Annotated in this window: 12 protein-coding genes; 6 read left to right on the forward strand and 6 right to left on the reverse strand. The window is 69.1% G+C overall.

Features of this window, described 5'->3' with window-relative positions; all coding sequences use genetic code 11:
- Nucleotides 1-2: 2 nt before the first annotated feature.
- The 5 genes from ABC419_RS15385 to ABC419_RS15405 are packed head-to-tail and all read right to left on the reverse strand — an operon-like array spanning nt 3 to nt 5,713.
- A complete protein-coding gene (locus tag ABC419_RS15385; protein ID WP_412876892.1) occupies nt 3-2,306 on the reverse strand; it encodes a chemotaxis protein CheA in 2,304 nt (767 codons plus the stop codon).
- 12 nt (nt 2,307-2,318) lie between these two features.
- Nucleotides 2,319-2,684, reverse strand: coding sequence for a response regulator (locus ABC419_RS15390; RefSeq protein ID WP_040346123.1), 366 nt, complete (start codon nt 2,682-2,684; stop codon nt 2,319-2,321).
- Nucleotides 2,681-2,962, reverse strand: a complete 282-nt coding sequence (locus tag ABC419_RS15395) for an STAS domain-containing protein (protein WP_200216410.1) — start codon at nt 2,960-2,962, stop codon at nt 2,681-2,683. The genes ABC419_RS15390 and ABC419_RS15395 overlap by 4 nt, the downstream gene beginning before the upstream one ends.
- Nucleotides 2,962-4,956: a methyl-accepting chemotaxis protein gene (locus tag ABC419_RS15400; RefSeq protein ID WP_412876891.1), complete on the reverse strand. Its 1,995-nt coding sequence runs from the start codon at nt 4,954-4,956 to the stop codon at nt 2,962-2,964. The genes ABC419_RS15395 and ABC419_RS15400 overlap by 1 nt, the downstream gene beginning before the upstream one ends.
- Before the next feature lie 49 nt (nt 4,957-5,005).
- Nucleotides 5,006-5,713, reverse strand: coding sequence for a TorF family putative porin (locus tag ABC419_RS15405; RefSeq protein WP_412876890.1), 708 nt, complete (start codon nt 5,711-5,713; stop codon nt 5,006-5,008).
- Nucleotides 5,714-6,006: 293 nt separating this feature from the next.
- On the opposite strand from ABC419_RS15405, the gene ABC419_RS15410 reads away from it, so the two are divergent.
- The 5 genes from ABC419_RS15410 to ABC419_RS15430 all read left to right on the forward strand — a co-directional run bounded on the left by ABC419_RS15410 (nt 6,007) and on the right by ABC419_RS15430 (nt 15,010).
- Entirely contained in the window at nt 6,007-7,389 is a 1,383-nt protein-coding gene (locus ABC419_RS15410; RefSeq protein ID WP_412876889.1) for a two-component system sensor histidine kinase NtrB, read from the forward strand.
- The gene (locus ABC419_RS15415) at nt 7,386-7,988 is read left to right on the forward strand and encodes a response regulator transcription factor (RefSeq protein WP_200168001.1); all 603 of its coding nucleotides are present in this window, start codon (nt 7,386-7,388) and stop codon (nt 7,986-7,988) included. Before ABC419_RS15410 ends, ABC419_RS15415 begins: the two co-directional genes overlap by 4 nt.
- Nucleotides 7,989-8,064: 76 nt before the next feature.
- Complete coding sequence (locus ABC419_RS15420; protein ID WP_412876888.1) at nt 8,065-9,510, forward strand: NAD-dependent succinate-semialdehyde dehydrogenase; 1,446 nt, start codon at nt 8,065-8,067, stop codon at nt 9,508-9,510.
- A 162-nt stretch (nt 9,511-9,672) separates the two neighbouring features.
- Entirely contained in the window at nt 9,673-11,343 is a 1,671-nt protein-coding gene (locus tag ABC419_RS15425) for an MFS transporter (RefSeq protein WP_459562596.1), read from the forward strand.
- Between the two features lie 292 nt (nt 11,344-11,635).
- Complete coding sequence (locus ABC419_RS15430) at nt 11,636-15,010, forward strand: hybrid sensor histidine kinase/response regulator (protein ID WP_412876887.1); 3,375 nt, start codon at nt 11,636-11,638, stop codon at nt 15,008-15,010.
- 166 nt (nt 15,011-15,176) lie between these two features.
- Here the strand turns inward: ABC419_RS15430 and ABC419_RS15435 are convergent, their stop codons facing one another.
- Nucleotides 15,177-15,791, reverse strand: a complete 615-nt coding sequence (locus ABC419_RS15435; RefSeq protein ID WP_200167997.1) for a response regulator transcription factor — start codon at nt 15,789-15,791, stop codon at nt 15,177-15,179.
- Nucleotides 15,792-15,973: 182 nt separating this feature from the next.
- On the opposite strand from ABC419_RS15435, the gene ABC419_RS15440 reads away from it, so the two are divergent.
- Nucleotides 15,974-17,323, forward strand: coding sequence for a DcaP family trimeric outer membrane transporter (locus ABC419_RS15440; RefSeq protein WP_412876886.1), 1,350 nt, complete (start codon nt 15,974-15,976; stop codon nt 17,321-17,323).
- The last annotated feature ends 36 nt before the right edge of the window (nt 17,324-17,359 follow it).

A 17,359-nucleotide genomic window follows, 5' to 3' on the forward strand; every position in this document is an offset into this window, starting at 1 on the left:
TCTCAGCTCGCCATTTGCAGGTCGGAACGCGACGGGGTTCGGGAACGCTTGGCGGTCACTAGGGCGTCGATGTCGAGGATCAGGGCCACGCGGCCGTCGCCCAGAATGGTGGCGGCGGCCACGCCCTCGACGTGGCGGTAATGGGTTTCCAGGCTCTTGATGACGACCTGGCGCTGGCCATGGATGGCGTCGACCAGCAGGGCCGCGCGCTGGCGGCTTTCGGTCTCGACGATCATCACCACCCCGCCCTTCAGCTCGGTCGGGGCGTCGCGGAAGCCCATGACCAGGCCGACGTCCACCAGCGGCACGAAAGCCTCGCGGAAGCGCAGCACGGGATCGACGCCGCCGACGTAGTGGATGTCGCCCTCGTTGGGCGTCAGGCTCTCGACGATGGCGGCGAGCGGCGCGACCAGGGTCTGATCGGCGGCGCCGACCACCATGCCGTCCAGCACCGCCAGCGTCAGCGGCAGGCTGAGGGTGAAGGTCGAGCCCTTGCCCGGATTGGAGGTGATGGAGATGCGCCCGCCCAGCGACTGGATCGAACGGCGCACCACGTCCATGCCGACGCCCCGGCCCGACAGGTCCGACACCTCGGTCGCGGTCGAGAAGCCCGGCAGGAAGATCAGGTTGTCGATCTCGTCGTCCGAAAGCACCGCATCCTCGGCGATCAGGCCGCGCTCGACGGCGATGCCTTTCACGCGCGGGCGGTTGATGCCCTTGCCGTCGTCGGAGATCTCGATGACGATCCGGCCCGAGCGGTGCAGGGCCGCCAGACGCACCGTCCCCTCTTCCGGCTTGCCCGCCGCCAGACGGTCCGCCGGGCTTTCCAGCCCGTGGTCGATGGCGTTGCGCAGCATGTGGGTGATCGGCTCGGCCAGGCGCTCGACCACGGTCTTGTCGACCTCTGTGTCCTCGCCGGACGTGACCAGCTTCACCTTCTTGCCCGTGGCCTCGGCCGCCTCGCGCACCAGGCGCGGCATGCGCTGGAACACCGACTTCACCGGCTGGGCGCGGATGGCCATGACGCTGTCCTGAATCTCGCGCGTCAGCAGTTCGAGGTCTTCCAGACCCAGGCCGATGTCGGACGAGCGGGCCAGGCCGCTTTCGGTCACGCGCTGGGCCAGCATGGCCTGCTGGATGACCAGTTCGCCGACAGCATTGATCAGGCGGTCCACCCGCTCCAGATCGACGCGGATGGTCACGGGCGCCGCAGCGGCGGGGGCCGTCGCCTGCACAGGCGCCGGAGCGGCCGGCGCGGGCGCAGGCTTGACCGGCGGCGGCGCGACCGGCGCGGCGGGCGGAGGGGTCACGGGCGCGACGGCGACAGGCGCGGGCGCCTCCGTCGGCGCGACGCCGACCGAGGCCAGCAGGGCGGCGATGTCCAGTTCCGGCGCGGCCGCGCGGGCCAGGGCCGAGGCGTCGCTGCCGTCCTCGTCGGTCATGGCGGCGGGCGCGGCTTCGACCGACGCCGCATCACCCAACGGCGTGACGCTGAGGTCGCAATCCATCTCCACGAAGTCGAAGACCTCGCGCACCTCGGCCTCGCTGACGTCGGCGTCCAGTTCGATGGTCCAGATCAGATGGCTGTCGGTCGGTTCCAGCGCGTCCAGCAGCGGCAGGCCGCTGTCGTCCATCTGCACCCGCGTCGGACCCAGACGGCCCAGTTCGCGCAACAGCAGACCCGTCTCATTGGCGCTGGCGTAGAGGCGCGGATGCGGACGGAAGACGACCCTCCACCCCTGCGATGCGCTCGGCGCCGACAGATCGGGCAGCGGCGGCAGGTCGGGAAGGTCGGGAAGGTCGGGAAGGTCCGGCAGGCCCGCCGGAGCCTCGAACGCCCCAAGGTCCATAGCCACCGGCGTGAAGCCGAAATCGTCCTCTTCCGGTTCGGCCGCCGCGACCGGCGCGACGCCGCCGTAGGTCAGGGCTTCCAGCTCGGCGACCAGACCGGCCGAGCGCACGGGATCAACGGGCGCGCCCGCGCCGCGCGCGGCGGCGACGTGGTCGGCCAGCACGTCCGCGGCGCGCAGCAGGGTCTTCACCGTCGGCTCGTCGCACGGCTTGCGGCCCGAGCGCAGCTCGTCCATCAGCGTCTCGAAGACGTGGGCGAAACGCACCAGGTCTTCCAGCCCGAAGGCCCCCGCCCCGCCCTTCACCGAATGGACGGCGCGGAAGACGGCGTTGATGACCTCGATATCCGTCGATCCGGACTCCAGCGTCAGCAGATTGCCTTCCAGATCGGCGAGCAGCTCCTCGCATTCCTGGAAGAAGGTCGCCTTGATCGCCTCGAACGGATCGTCGCTCATCGTCTCAGATCCTCAGGCCGCCACGCGGCGCACGGCGTCGACCAGACGCACGGGGTCGAACGGCTTGACGATCCAGCCGGTGGCCCCGGCCTCGCGGGCGCGCTGCTTCTTGGCGGCGTCGCTCTCGGTCGTCAGGACCAGCACGGGGACGGCGCTGAACGCCGGGTCGGCCCGCATGCCCTCGATGAAGCCGAAGCCGTCCATGCGCGGCATGTTGATGTCGGTGATGACGATGTCGGGGTTCTCGGCCTGAAGCACCTCCAGACCGTGGACGCCGTCCTCGGCCTGAACCACGCGATAGCCCGCGTCCTTGAGCGCCAGCATCAGCATGTCGCGCATGGTGCGTGAATCATCGACGGTCAGAACGGTCTTGGTCATTGGGGGGCGTCCTGTGCGGAGAGATCGGAGGGCGAAGCGCCGAAGGCGCTCCATTGGGTCGTCAGCGCCTCGGACGCATTGACGAAGGTCAAAGCCTGGCCGTCGGCGCGCCAGGTGCGGATCGCCGACAACAGCAGCTGAAGGCACAGCCCGCCCAGCCGCTCGACGGCCGAACCGTCCAGCGTCAGGGCCTGACCGCGCGCCGCCAGAAGCTCGCCCTTCAGCGGCTCGGCCGCGCGCAGGTCCAGAACCGGGGCCAGAACGACCGTGGCCGTCATCAGAACTCCTCCCAGCCGTCTTCGATGGCTTCAGGCTTCAGGGCCGCGCCGCCGCGTCCCATGGTCTTCAGGGCGGCGACCGTTTCGGACACCGGCCGGGCGACGCGCGGCGTCGGCTCGGCAGAGGTTGCAGGGGCGGCGGCGACAGGAGCGACGGGGGCCTTCGGCGCGACGGGCCTGGGGGCCGCCGCAGGACGCGACGGCGCCGCCTGGATCACCTTGAAGTGCGCCACCGAGGCGGCCAGCACGTCGGCCTCCTGGGTCAGGGAGTGGCTGGCGGCGGTCGATTCCTCGACCATCGCAGCATTCTGTTGCGTGACCTGATCCATCTGGTTCACGGCCGCATTGACCTGCTGCAGGCCGGTCGCCTGCTCCTGGGCCGAGGCCGAGATTTCCGACATCAGACCATCGATCTCGGCCACCCCGGCGACAATGCGTCCCAGCGCCTCGCCGGTCTGGCCGACCAGGGCCACGCCCTGCTCCACCTGACGACCGGACGCCGTGATCAGAGCCTTGATCTCCTTGGCCGCACCGGCCGAACGCTGCGCCAGAGCCCGCACTTCAGAGGCCACCACGGCGAAGCCGCGACCGGCGTCGCCCGCGCGCGCCGCCTCGACGCCCGCGTTCAGCGCCAGCAGATTGGTCTGGAAGGCGATCTCGTCGATCACGCCGATGATGGCGCCGATCTGGTCGGACGACTGTTCGATGGCGGTCATGGCGGCGACGGCGTCGCTGACCACCGCGCCCGAGGCTTCCGCCTCGCCGCGCGCCTGCTGCACCACGCCGGCGGCCTGGCGGGCGCCGTCGGCGGTGCGGTTTACCGTGGCCGTGATCTGGTCCAGGGCGGCGGCGGTTTCTTCCAGGCTGGCGGCTTGCTGCTCGGTGCGGCGCGACAGGTCGTCGGAGGCCTGGCTGATCTCGCCCGAGCCCGAACGGATGGCCGCGACATTGGCCGTCACGGCGGCGATGGCCTTCTCCAGCTGGGCGATGGCGGCGTTGAAATCGGCCTTCAGCTGCGCCGCCTTGGGCGCGAAGGCGACGTCGATGCGATGGGTCAGGTCGCCGTTGGCCATGGCGCCCAGACCCTGGGCCAGGGCGGTGATGGCCACCTTGTCGTCTTCAGCCTCGCGGGCCTTCTCGGCTTCGACGCGTGCGCGCTCGTCCTCAGCGGCCTGACGCTGGGCGACGGCTTCGGCCTCCAGGCGGTCCTTGGCGATGGCGGCGTCCTTGAAGGTCTGGACGGCGGCGGCCATCTGGCCGACCTCGTCCTTTCGGCCGGCGGCCGGCACGGCCACCGAGGTGTCGCCCGACGCCAGGCGGCGCATGGCCGCCGTCATCGCCGTCAGCGGCTTGGCCAGGATATTGGTCAGCATCACGGCCATGCCGGCCGCCAGCGCCAGCGCCAGCACCAGGCCGCCGATCAGCACCATGCGGGCCGTCTTGGCGACCGACACCTGAGTCTCGGCATAGATGCGGCTTTCCTGGACCTTTTTCTCGATCAGGCCGTTCAGGGCGCTTTCGGCCGGGTCGATGAATTTGTCAGCCTCGCCGTTGCGGCCGACCATGGCGATGGCCTGCATCCAGCCGGCCTGATCCACGACCAGGGCCTGGCCGCGCTGGACCACCTGCTTGTTCCACTCGTCTGCGGCTGTCCGAGCCGCGCGCACCTGCGTGGCGCTGGCGCGGTCCAGCTGCGTCACGCGATCGAGGCTCTTATTGAAGCTCTGCCGGTGCTCTTCCAGCCGTTGCAGATAGTAGGGGTCGCGCGACACCAGGAAGCCGCGATAGCTGGCCTCCTGTCGCGCCAGATAGAATTGCGCCGCCTCGGCCTCGCGCTGGACGACGCCCGCGCGCGCTCGGTCCGCCCGCGCCGCATCCAGGGCGTTGATCTGCAAAAACACCGTCAGCCCCATGGCGACGATGGCCAGGATGACGACCGCAAAGGCCGCCATCAGTTTCTTTTCGATCTTAAGGTCGCTCAGCATGGCGTCCATCTAACTCACCCCCCGTGAAGATTCTCTTGAGAGCCGAACCGGCTTTCGATCAGAAGTTGAAGCTGAGCGCCCCCACCAGGCGCCCGTCGTAGTTGTCGCCAAGTGCATGGCTGTCGGTGTCGTACCAGCGCGCGTCGATGGCCCATCGCTCGCTCAGGTTGTGCTTCACGCCCAGATTCCAGGCGTTGTAGTCCGCCCCGCCGTCCGCCGATCGCACGCCGAAGGCGGCCGACGCCTTGGTGCGCGGCCCCAGGGCCGTCGACGCCTGGGCCTCGATCCACCAGGCTTCCTTGGTCGCGGCGAAACCGTCGGGCGTGTAGTTGATCCGCAGCCGTCCGGAGACGCGCCCGAACTTGCGGGCGGCGTCGGCCTGATATTCCCAATAGTTGGCGTCGACGCCTGACCGCGTGCCCGGCAGGTCGCGGTTCACGACCGACAGATCGAAGGCCACGCCCGGCGCCTTGGGCCGCCAGCCCAGCGCCGTCACGATCTCGGCGTCGGAGCCTTGAGACAGCTTGGCCGTCGAGGCGAAGACGCTGCCGTAGAAGTCGCCGTAGGACGCCTCAAGGCTGGCGTTCAGACTGGGATCGCCGGCGCTCTTGCCCAGGCCCTTGCCGACGTATTCGCTGGCGAGGCCCAGCTGGCCGCTGATGGATTGAGCCTGCACCGGCGTCGCGGCGCAGACCACGGCGATCAGCGTCGCCGTACAAAGCCCGCGCGCGCCGTTCTGGCGGGGGGCTGAAATTTGAAAGGACATTCGGACCTCTTGAACGTGAAGCCTTCTTGCCGCAGACATCCGTATGCAATCGTAAACTGAACCGTACGTAGAAATCCGCATTCTGCGGCCGAAACGCCGCAAGTCTATGCAGAACCCTTCTCGCAAGATGATCTACGATCACCTTGCAGGCGGCTTTCAGCAACAAAGTTAAAAAACCATATATACCGACGTTATATAGAGAAACGTCGCTTTCTGTGATCTCATTCTCCATTGGAGCCGATTGCTACTCCGACAGTGAATATTTAAAAGCGCGCCACGTCTTGATTCTGACGATGCCGTTGCGGAAGGTCTCGGCCCTGGTCTGGCGGGCGCGAGGAGGACTTTCGATTTATTCCGCATTGGACCGCCGCCACCCCGTCGCGTCCCGTCGCAAGCCCAGCGCCTCGGCGACGGCTCTGGCCTTCTCCGTGCTGACGATCGGCGCCCTGCTGTTCGCCTTCATCGCTCCCGCGACAGCGACGACGCGTCTCTCCCTTCTCTTCGCCGCAGCCTTCACCTTGTTGTCGATCGCCAGCCTGATCACGGCCTGGCGTCAGGACCGCGACATGGCCCGACAACTGGCGGCGAGAGACGCCATGCTGCACGCCGCCTTCCTGTCCACGCCCGCCCTGACCCTCAGCCGGGACGGCCTGGTGCGGAGGATGAACGGCGCGGCCGTGGCCCTGTTTGGCCTTCCGCGTGAGGCGGCGCGCGGCCGCGCCTTCTCTGACCTGACGCCCGAATTCGACATGACCGTCGTGATGCAGGCGGGTACGCAGGCCGGCCCGCTGGAAGCACGCCACGGCCACTGGACCGGACGCCGCTCCGACGGCTCGACCTTCCCTCTCAGCCTGCGCTTCGGTCTCATTCCCCATGCGCCAGGCGACGAACACGTCGCCCTGGCTCTGACCGATCTGACGCGTTCGCACGTCGCCGAGGCCCAGGCGCGCGAGCTGCACGCCCAGCTCAACAAGGTCTGGCGGCTGAACTCCCTGGGCGAGATGGCCGCCACTCTGGCGCATGAACTGAACCAGCCGCTCAGCGCCGCCACGACCTATATGCACGCCAGCCAGGCCGAGATGCTGAAGGCGGGCCCCGCGGCGGACAGCGCCCGGCGCCCGCTGGACCTCGCCAAGGGCCAGTTGCTGCGCGCGGGCAAGCTGATCCACCGGATGCGCGAACTGCTAACCATCGAAACCAGCGTGCTGGGACGCGAACGCGTGTCTTCCATGATCGAGGATCTGTCGCCCATCCTGCAGATGATCGGCCAGGACAAGCAGGTCGAGATCAGGCTTGACGCAGACCCACAGGACGACGGGGTGCGCGCGGATCGCATCCAGTTCCAACAAGCCCTCGTCAACCTGGTGCGCAATGCGGTCGAGGCGGCGGCGGAACGCCCGGATAACGGGGAAGTCAGCGTGACCGGCCGTGTTGAAGGCCCCGTCTATTGCATCACCGTCGAAGATAACGGCCCAGGCATCGCCGAGGCCGATGTTGAACGCATCTTCCAGCCCCTGACCACCACCAAGTCCGGCGGCATGGGCCTGGGCCTGTCGGTGACGCGGACCATTGTCGAACGCCACGGCAGCGCCCTGTCGGCGCGCCGCAGCCAGGCGATGGGCGGCGCAGCCTTCTCTTTCGCCCTGCGCCGACACGAGGAAGCGACCGCGTCATGAGCCGTTCCGTCTTCGTCATCGACGACGACCCCGCCGTGCGGGACTCCCTGCTGACCCTTTTGCGAGCGGACGGCGTCCGAGCGCGCGGTTTCGCCGGCGGGATCGACTTCTTCGCCGCCCTGCCCGAAGACGCCGCCGCCTGCGTCGTCACCGACGTGCGGATGCCGGGCATGGACGGAGCCGAGGTGGTGCGCCGCCTCATCGAACTGCGCGGAAACGCCTGGCCCGTCATCGTCATCACCGGCCATGCCGACGTGACCATGGCGGTGCAGATGATGAAGACCGGTATCGTCGACTTCATCGAAAAGCCCTTCGACCCCGAACGCCTGATCGAGGCGGTCCGCGCCTGCCTAAATCGGCTTGACGACCTGGACGTGCGCCAGCAGGCCCGCCAGTCGGCGCAGATGCGGCTGGGCCGCCTGACCCCGCGCGAGCGCCAGGTCTTCGACGCCCTGATCGCCGGCCTCTCCAACAAGGAGATCGCGCTGAATCTGAAGATCAGCCCCCGCACGGTCGAGGTCTTCCGCGCCAAGGTCATGGCCAAGATGGAGGCCGACAGCCTGTCGGCCCTGGTCCGCATGGGGCTGATGCTCAGCTAGACGTTTCGTCATCTTGCAGCCGCGCCCGCTCCGGCGCGTTATGTCGGCTCCCCGACCGCGACCAAGGAGCCGCCCCATGTCCGATCCCGCCCGACTGCTGCGTCATCAGGCCTATATCGACGGCCGCTGGATCGACGCCGACGGCGGCGGGACGATCGAGGTGACCAACCCGGCCACGGGCGAGGTGCTGGCGACCGTCCCCGATATGGGCGCCCCTGAGACCCGCCGCGCCGCCGCCGCCGCCGAAGCCTCGATGAAGCCCTGGGCCGCGAAGACGGCGGGCGAGCGCGCTCGCATCCTGCGCCGCTGGTTCGACCTGATGATGAGCGAGCAGGACGCTCTCGGCCGCCTGCTGACCCGCGAACAGGGCAAGAGCCTGACCGAGGCCAAGGGCGAGATCGCCTACGCCGCCAGCTTCATCGAATGGTTCGCCGAAGAGGGCAAACGCACCTATGGCGAGGTCATCCCCAGCCATGACGTCTCCAAGCGTCTGGTGACGCTGCGCCAGCCGGTCGGCGTGGTGGGGGCCATCACCCCGTGGAACTTCCCCGCCGCCATGATCACCCGCAAGGTCGGCCCGGCCCTGGCTGCGGGTTGCGCCGTCGTGCTGAAGCCCGCCAGCCAGACGCCGCTGTCGGCCCTGGCCCTGGCCGTTCTGGCGGAAGAGGCGGGCCTGCCGCCCGGCCTGTTCAACGTCGTCACCGGCTCGGCCTCGGCCATCGGCGGCGAACTGACGTCCAATGAGACAGTGCGCAAGATCAGCTTCACCGGCTCGACCGAGATCGGCCGCCTGCTGATGCAGCAGTCGTCGCAGACCATCAAGAAGATGAGCCTCGAACTGGGCGGCAACGCCCCCTTCCTGGTCTTCGACGACGCCGATGTGGACGCGGCCGTGGCGGGGGCCGTGGCCTCCAAATACCGCAACGCAGGCCAGACCTGCGTCTGCACCAACCGCTTCTACGTCCAGGCCGCCGTCCACGACGAATTCGTCGAGAAGCTGACCCGCGCCAGCCAGGCGCTCAAGGTCGGAAACGGCCTGGACGACGGCGTCCAGATCGGCCCCCTGATCGACGAAAAGGCGGTGAAGAAGGTCGAGGAACACGTCGCCGACGCCCTGGCCAGGGGGGCGACCCTTTTGACCGGCGGTGAACGCCACGACCTGGGCCGCACCTTCTACCAGCCGACGGTCCTGGCGGGCGTGACCCAGGACATGCAGATGTGCCGCGAAGAGACGTTCGGTCCCGTCTCCGGCGTCGTCCGCTTCGAGACGGAGGAGGAAGGGATCGCCCTGGCCAACGACACCATCTTCGGCCTGGCGGGCTATTTCTACGCCCGCGACCTGAGCCGCGTCTGGCGCGTGGCCGAAGCGCTGGAGACCGGCATGATCGGCGTCAACACCGGCCTGATCTCCACCGAGGTCGCGCCGTTTGGCGGGATCAAGCAATCCGGCCTCGGCCGCGAAGGTTCCAGCCACGGCATCGAGGATTATCTGGAGATCAAATACCTCTGCATGGGGATTTAATCCCTCTCCCGATGGGAGAGGGAAGCATGATTATTCGACCAAGGTCGCTCTGCGCAAACCACCGTTCCTGCTGTCACTCTCCCTTCCGACGTCCGGCGCAAAGCACGCCGGGCGCGAGGGAAACGCGCCGCGCATCGCGGCCGCACAGGAAGGGAACTGCCCATGACCGACCGCACCATGGGTGCGGCGGACGGCGGCGAGCACACGGTCGACAAGAACGACCGGCTGGTGATTCTCGCCTCCTCCGTCGGCACCGTCATCGAATGGTACGACTTCTATCTTTACGGCTCGCTGGCCGCGATCATCTCCGCCCAGTTCTTCTCGGGCGTGAACGAGACCACCGGCTTCATCTTCGCCCTGATGGCCTTCGCCGCAGGCTTCGCCGTGCGCCCGTTCGGGGCCATCGTCTTCGGCCGCATGGGCGACCTGTGGGGGCGCAAGAACACCTTCCTGGTGACCATGCTGCTGATGGGCATTTCGACCTTCGTGGTCGGCCTGTTGCCGCCCTATGCGGCCATCGGCATCGCCGCGCCGATCATCCTGGTGCTGATGCGCCTGATCCAGGGTCTGGCGCTGGGCGGTGAATACGGCGGCGCCGCCACCTACGTCGCCGAGCACGCCCCGCACGGCAAGCGCGGCTTCTACACCTCCTTCATCCAGATCACCGCCACCGTGGGCCTGCTGCTCAGCCTGATGGTGATCCTGGGCGTGCGCTTCGCTCTGGGCGAGGAAGCCTTCGTCGAATGGGGCTGGCGCATTCCCTTCCTGGTCTCGATCCTGCTGCTGGGCGTGTCCCTGTGGATCCGTCTGAAGCTGTCGGAAAGCCCGGCCTTCAAGCGCATGAAGGCCGAAGGCAAGGGCTCGACCACGCCCCTGAAGGACAGCTTCATGAAGTGGCCGAACCTGAAGCTGGTGCTGATCGCCCTGTTCGGCCTGGCTGCCGGTCAGGCCGTGGTCTGGTACACCGGCCAGTTCTACGCCCTCTTCTTCCTCGAGAAGACGCTCAAGGTCGATCCAGCCCTGGCCAACATCCTGATCGCCGCCGCCCTGGCGCTGGCGACGCCCTTCTTCATCTTCTTCGGCTGGCTGTCGGACAAGATCGGGCGCAAGCCGATCATCCTGGTCGGCTGTCTGCTGGCCGCCCTGACCTATTTCCCGCTGTTCAACGCCCTGACCGGCGCCGCCAACCCGCGCCTGGCCGCCGCCGTGGCGGAGTCGCCGGTGACCGTCTACGCCGATCCGGCCGACTGCCACTTCCAGTTCGACCCGGTGGGCAAGACCGTCTTCAACAGCTCGTGCGACCTCGCCAAGACCCACCTGGCCAAGGCCGGCGTCACCTATGTCAACGAAGCCGCCCCGGCCGGAACCGTGGCCCAGGTGCGCATCGGCGACCAGGTGGTCGACAGCTTCAACGGCAAGGTCATGCCCAAGGCCGATTTCGACGCCCAGAAGAAGACCTGGGACGCCGGCCTGACCGCCGCCCTGACCCAGGCCGGCTATCCGGCCAAGGCCGACAGCGCCCTGGTCAACAAGCCCATGGTGATCGGCATCCTGTTCCTGCTGGTCCTGTATGTGACCATGGTCTACGGCCCGATCGCCGCCGCCCTGGTCGAGATGTTCCCGACCAAGGTGCGCTACACCTCCATGTCGCTGCCCTATCACATCGGCAACGGCTGGTTCGGCGGCTTCCTGCCGACCACGGCCTTCGCCATGGTCGCGGCCACGGGCAATATCTACTACGGCCTGTGGTACCCCATCGCGATCGCCGTGCTGACCCTGATCGTCGGCGTCCTCTTCGTGAAGGAGGGCAAGGACGTGGATATCCACGACTAAGGCGCGACACCTTTCCTTCTCCCCTTGTGGGAGAAGGTGGCTCGCGGAGCGAGACGGATGAGGGGTGCAGGCGCCCCCCTTGTCCCGGCGCGCGCAGGACTGTCGGAGAACGACTTCAAGAGCGTTGCGTCGCCACCCCTCATCCGAGCGCCTCCGGCGCCCACCTTCTCCCACAAGGGGAGAAGGGTCACGGCGGCGCCAGTATTTCGCCAACCTGCGGGCGGTCCGGCTTCGGCCTGGCCGCCTTCTTTTTCACTTGCCCGCGTGAGCGCGCCCGGCCCAGATGACGCCCATGTTCAGCCTCGCCACCCTGGCCCTGACGGCCTTCTACATGGCCGCCCTGTTCGGCATCGCCTGGTGGTACGAGCGGCCGCAGATCAAGGCGCGGCGCGGGATGCTGGGGCCGTCGCTCTACGCCCTATCGCTGGCCATCTACTGCACCTCGTGGACCTATTACGGCGCCGTCGGCACGGCGGCGCGCGACGGGTGGGAGTATCTGCCCATCTACGTCGGGCCGATCCTGGGGCTGACCCTGCTGCTGCCGCTGTGGCGGCGCATCGCCTCGGCCGCCCGGCGCGAGAACGTCGGCTCGATGGCCGACTTCATCTCGTCGCGCTACGGCAAGAGCCCGGCGCTGGGCGCGGCGGTGGCGGGCGTCGCCATCCTGGGCTCGGTCCCCTACATCGCCCTTCAGCTCAAGTCGCTGTCGATGGCGGGCGAGATGATCACGGCGGGCACCCCCGTCGCCGGGTCCGAGAGCCTGACCGTCCTGGTCATGGCGGCGGTTCTGGCCGGGTTCGCCATCCTGTTCGGCGCGCGACGGCCCGACCTGACCGAGCACAACCGCGGCCTGATCCAGGCCATCGGCATCGAGTCCATCGTCAAGCTGGCCGCCCTGCTGGCCGTCGCCGTTTTCGCCGTCGTCCTGCTGGCCGCCTCGCCCTCGCGTCAGGCCGCAGCCGACAGCCTGGGCCAGTTGGGAACGTGGCCGCACATCGATGCCCGCTTCATGGCCATCACCCTGGTGGCGACCCTGGCCATCTTCTGCCTGCCGCGTCAGTTCCACGTCGCCTTCGTCGAGGGCGGCGATCCGGCCCAGGTACGCCGCGCGCGCTGGATCTTTCCGCTGTATCTGATCCTGACCACCCTGGCGGTCCTGCCGCTGGTGGCGGCGGGCGGGCTGTTCCGGCCCGAGACCAACCCCGACCTGCTGGTGCTGGCCCTGCCGTTCGGCGCGGGGCAGAGCTTGCTCACCGCCGTGGTCTTCGTCGGCGGCTTCTCGGCCGCCACCGCCATGGTCATCGTCGAGGCCGTGGCCCTGTCGGCCATGGTGTCCAACAACCTGGTGCTGCCGTTGATGGCCGCCGGACGGCGGCGCGGCGCGGCCCCGCCGGACATGGCCCGGGCCCTGCTGAACATCCGCCGCCTGGCCATCGTCGGCCTGCTGCTGCTGGCCTGGCTCTATTATCTGGCGATGGACCGCTCCAGCGGCCTGGCGGCCATCGGCCTGGTGTCCTTCGCCGCCCTGGCCCAGTTGGCGCCGTCGCTGTTCGGGGCGGTGCTGTGGCGCGGCGGGCGGGCCAGCGGCGCCCTGGCGGGACTGGCGGCGGGGATGGCGGTCTGGGCGGTCATGCTGGCCGCGCCCCAGCTGGCGCCCGGCTTCGGCCTGAACGTCCCGGCCATGCTGGGGCTGGAAGATCCATTCGCGGCGGGGGTCTTCCTCAGCCTGACGCTGAACCTCGGGGTCTTCGTGGTGGTGTCGCGGGCGCGGCCGCCGCGCCTGATCGACCGGGTTCAGGCCCGCGCCTTCGTCGACCGGCTCGGCCCCGACTGGCTGGAGGGGCGCGGCGGCTCGGCCGGGGCCTCGGTCGGCGACCTGCGCGCCCTGGTCGCCCGTTTCATCGGCGACGAGCGGGCCGAGCGCGCCTTCGCCGCCTGGGCGCGCGAAACCGATGTCAGGCTGAAGGACGCCGACCCGGCCGACGCCGCCCTGGCCCGCGCGGCCGAGCGGATGCTGGCGGGGGCCGTCGGCGCCGCCGCCGCCCGACGCGTCCTGGCCGCCGCCCTGGCCGCCGGGGGCCGCGCGCCCGAGGACGTGGTGCGGATGCTCGACGAGGCGTCTCAGGCCGTCCAATTCAACCGCGACCTGCTGCAGACCACGCTGGACAACATCGATCAGGGCGTCAGCGTCGTCGACGAAGACCTGCGCCTGACCGCCTGGAACCGCCGCTATGTCGAGATGTTCGACCTGCCTGCGGGCTTCGTCCACGTCGGCCTGCCCATTGCCGCCGTCTATCGCCTGAACGCCGAGCGCGGCGAGGCGGGCGTGCCGGATCACGAGATCGACGCCTGGGTCGAACGGCGGCTGGAGGCCCTGGCCCGCCGCATCCCCCACGACCACGAGCGCGAACAGCCCGACGGCCGCATCCTGCGCTCGTCCGGGGCGCCCATCCCCGGCGGCGGCTACGCCACCAGCTACACCGACATCACCGCCCTGCGCCGCGCCGCGCGCGAGCTGGAAGAGGCCAATGAACGGCTGGAGGCCCGCGTCGCCGACCGCACCGAGCGGCTGGAGGAGGCCCGCCGCGCGGCCGAGGACGCCACCGCCTCCAAAACCCGTTTCCTGGCCGCCGCCAGCCACGACCTGCTGCAGCCGCTGCACGCCGCGCGCCTGTTCATCGCGGCCCTAAGGGAAGACGCCGATCTGGCCGGATCGCCCGCACGCGGCCTGGCGACCAACGCCGACCGCGCCATCGACAGCGCCCACCGTTTGCTGACCGCCCTGCTGAACCTGTCCAAGCTGGAGGCGGGCGGGGTCCAGCCCGCCGTGGCGCCGCTATCGCTGGGCGGCCTGTTCGACGAACTGGCGCGCGAGTTCGCCCCCGTCGCCCGCGCCAAGGGGCTGACCTTGAAGGTGGCGCCGTCGGCTCTGTGGATCGCCTCGGACCGCGACCTGCTGCGCTCCATGCTGCAGAACCTGATCGCCAACGCCATCCGCTACACCGACCACGGGCGGGTGCTGATCGGCGCCCGGCGCGACGGCGAGCGGGTGCAGATCCTGGTCAGCGACACGGGGCGCGGCATCGCCGAGGCCGACCGCCAGGCCGTCTTCGGCGAGTTCGTCCGCCTGCCCGGCGCCCCGGTGGACGAGCCGGGCGCGGGTCTGGGCCTGGCCATCGTGCAGAAGCTGTCGGACCTGCTGGGCCATCCCCTGTCGCTGGCCTCGCGCGTCGGGCGCGGCACGACCTTCCGCGTCGCCGTGCCGCGCGCGGCCGCCCGCTCCGAGCCGGAGACTGTCATCGACGACCGCCGCCTTCCGCTGGCCGGGCTGCGGGTGTTGTGCGTGGACAACGAGCCCGCCATCCTCGACGCCCTGACGGCCCTGCTGGACCGCTGGGGCGCGCAGGCCGTGACGGCGCGCTCGGTCGCGGATGCGCGCGCGGCGGTCGGCCCGTTCGACGCGGCCCTGGTCGACCTGCATCTGGGCGATGACGAGCCGGACGGCCTAGCCGCCGTGGACGGACTGCGCGCGCGGGGGGTCAGGCGCATCGCGCTGGTGACAGCCGACACCCGCGACGGCCTGAAGGAAAAGGCGGCGGCTGCGGGCGCCGTTCTGCTGCCCAAGCCGGTCAAACCGGCGGCGCTGAAGGCGTTCCTGAGGAGCTGATCTTTCTCCCTCCCCTTCATGGGGAGGGTGGTCGAAGCGAAGCGGAGACCGGGTGGGGAAGGCCGAGCGATACACAGCACGACATCTGACGAACCAAGCCGCCCCACCCGACTTCGGCCTGAAGGCCTCAGCCACCCTCCCCATGAAGGGGAGGGAGAAATCGCGCCTAGAGATCCAACGACTGAGCCAAAATCACCGCCTGGGTCCGGTTCTGCACGCCCAACTTGCGGAAGACGCTGGTCAGGTGCGCCTTGATGGTGGCCTCGGTCACGCCCAGATCGAAGGCGATCTGCTTGTTCAGCCGCCCGACCTTCAGCCCCTCCAGAATGCGCAGCTGTGACGGCGTCAGGCTGGCGATGCGGGCCTGAAGATCGACCTCTTCCTCGCCCGCCGCCTCGACCTCGGGCGCCCAGGTGTCGCCTTCGAGGATGACCCGGATGGCCTCGACCATGGTCGGCAGGGCCGCCGACTTGGGGATGAAGCCCGCCGCCCCCAGCGACAGGGCGCGACGGATGGTCGGCGCCTCCTCGCTGGCCGAGACCACGGCGACCGGGACCGCCGGATGATCGGCGCGGATCAGGGTCAGGCCCGTCATGCCGTCCACGTCCGACAGCTTCAGGTCCAGCAGCAGCAAATCGACCGGCGCCGCGCCCAGGGCGGTCTGCGCCTCGGCCAGGCTGGCGCATTCGACGATCTGGGCGCCTTCGGACGCCTTTTCGACAGCCGACTTCAGCGCCGCCCGAAACAGGGGGTGGTCGTCGGCGACGACGATGCGATCCATGAGTGTCCTTCCCACGCGCGGTTCTTGTTTCGTCGGCCGCGTCGCGACGACACCATGCCGCGCCTCGACTTTGGTCGAAACTAGACGAATGGCTAATGGCCGCAAACCCGGAGCGCGCGGAATGCTGCCGTCCTGAGGCCTGCGACAGACGGGTCCGGAACAACGGTCTGGGAGGACCACGCATGGGAAGCTGCCGTTTGTTCGGCGGCGTGGCTGCGGCCGCGCTGCTGCTCGCGCCCGGCGCCGCACTGGCTCAAGACGCCAGCGCCGCCCTGGAAGCCCGTATCGCCCAGCTCGAAGCCGAGCTGAACAGTCTTAAGTCCGAAGTCGCCGCCGCGCGAACGCAGCAGGCCTCGCAAGCTCAGGACATCATCCGCCTGGAGACGCGGCCGGCGCCTGCGCCGACGCCGGTCTCCGCCCCGGCGGCGCCTTCGGACGGCTTCCGCATCGGCGACCACACGGTGAAGTTCGGCGGCTTCATCAAGGTCGACGCCATGGCCTCCAGCTATTCCGGCGGCGACCCGGCCAACGGCGACGCCCTGCGGGACTACCACCTGCCCGGCTCCATCCCGGTCGGCGGTGCGGACGAAGACGTCGCCACCGACTTCAACGCCCGCCAGACCCGCTTCTGGCTGACCACCGACGGCGTGGTCGGCGGTCGCAAGATCGGCACGCGGCTGGAGATGGACTTCCAGACCCTGCCCGGCTCGGGCGACCAGCGCACGACCAGCGGCTCGAACCCCGCCCTGCGCCGCGCCTTCGTCACCATCGACAACTGGCTGATCGGTCAGGAGTGGACCAACTTCCAGAACACCGCCGTCCTGCCGGAATCGGCGGACTTCGTCGGCGCGGCCGAGGGCACGGTCTTCGCCCGTCAGGCCCAGGTCCGCTACACGCGCGGCCCCTTCTCCATCGCGCTGGAGAACCCCGAGACCACCGTTACCCCCTTCGGCGGCGGCGCCCGCATCGTGGCCGACGACAACAGCCTGCCCGACCTGACCGCCCGCTATGCGCTGAGCCGCCCGTGGGGCGACGTTCAGCTGTCCGGCCTGGTGCGCCAGCTGAAGTATCAGAACCCGGCGACCAACATCGATTCCACCGCCACCGGCTGGGGCCTGTCGGCCTCGGCCAAGTTCAAGGTCGGGGCGCAGGACGACATCCGCCTGATGCTGACGGGCGGCGAAGGCATCGGCCGCTATGTCGGGCTGAACTTCTCCAACGACGCGGTGCTGGACGCCTCGGGCGATCTGGAGGCCATCGGCGTCGTCGCGGGCTTCGCCGCCTATCGCCACGTCTGGGCGCCCGGCTGGCGCTCCAGCCTGATCTGGTCGACGCAGAAGGTGGACAACGACACGGCCCTGACCGGCACAGGCGTCAACCGTTCGGCCCAGAGCCTTCACGCCAATCTGATCTGGTCGCCGGTCACGGCGTTTGATGTCGGCGCCGAGGTGATGTTCGCTGACCGCAAACTGGAGTCAGGGCTGGACGGCGACATGACCCGTCTGATCCTGTTCGCCAAATACGGCTTCTGAAGTCGCAAAAGAAAAAGACTGCTGGAGGAAAATCGC

The organism is Brevundimonas phoenicis, from assembly GCF_047237745.1.
Classification (GTDB): domain Bacteria; phylum Pseudomonadota; class Alphaproteobacteria; order Caulobacterales; family Caulobacteraceae; genus Brevundimonas.

Excerpts from the sequence above, each read along its gene's own strand:
- ABC419_RS15390 (WP_040346123.1), bottom strand. The coding sequence starts at position 2,684 with ATGACCAAGACCGTTCTGACCGTCGATGATTCACGCACCATGCGCGAC.
- ABC419_RS15405 (WP_412876890.1), bottom strand. The coding sequence starts at position 5,713 with ATGTCCTTTCAAATTTCAGCCCCCCGCCAGAACGGCGCGCGCGGGCTT.
- ABC419_RS15395 (WP_200216410.1), bottom strand. The coding sequence starts at position 2,962 with ATGACGGCCACGGTCGTTCTGGCCCCGGTTCTGGACCTGCGCGCGGCC.
- ABC419_RS15440 (WP_412876886.1), top strand. The coding sequence starts at position 15,974 with ATGGGAAGCTGCCGTTTGTTCGGCGGCGTGGCTGCGGCCGCGCTGCTG.
- ABC419_RS15400 (WP_412876891.1), bottom strand. The coding sequence starts at position 4,956 with ATGGACGCCATGCTGAGCGACCTTAAGATCGAAAAGAAACTGATGGCG.
- ABC419_RS15425 (WP_459562596.1), top strand. The coding sequence starts at position 9,673 with ATGACCGACCGCACCATGGGTGCGGCGGACGGCGGCGAGCACACGGTC.
- ABC419_RS15435 (WP_200167997.1), bottom strand. The coding sequence starts at position 15,791 with ATGGATCGCATCGTCGTCGCCGACGACCACCCCCTGTTTCGGGCGGCG.
- ABC419_RS15385 (WP_412876892.1), bottom strand. The coding sequence starts at position 2,306 with ATGAGCGACGATCCGTTCGAGGCGATCAAGGCGACCTTCTTCCAGGAA.
- ABC419_RS15415 (WP_200168001.1), top strand. The coding sequence starts at position 7,386 with ATGAGCCGTTCCGTCTTCGTCATCGACGACGACCCCGCCGTGCGGGAC.
- ABC419_RS15430 (WP_412876887.1), top strand. The coding sequence starts at position 11,636 with ATGTTCAGCCTCGCCACCCTGGCCCTGACGGCCTTCTACATGGCCGCC.
- ABC419_RS15420 (WP_412876888.1), top strand. The coding sequence starts at position 8,065 with ATGTCCGATCCCGCCCGACTGCTGCGTCATCAGGCCTATATCGACGGC.
- ABC419_RS15410 (WP_412876889.1), top strand. The coding sequence starts at position 6,007 with ATGCCGTTGCGGAAGGTCTCGGCCCTGGTCTGGCGGGCGCGAGGAGGA.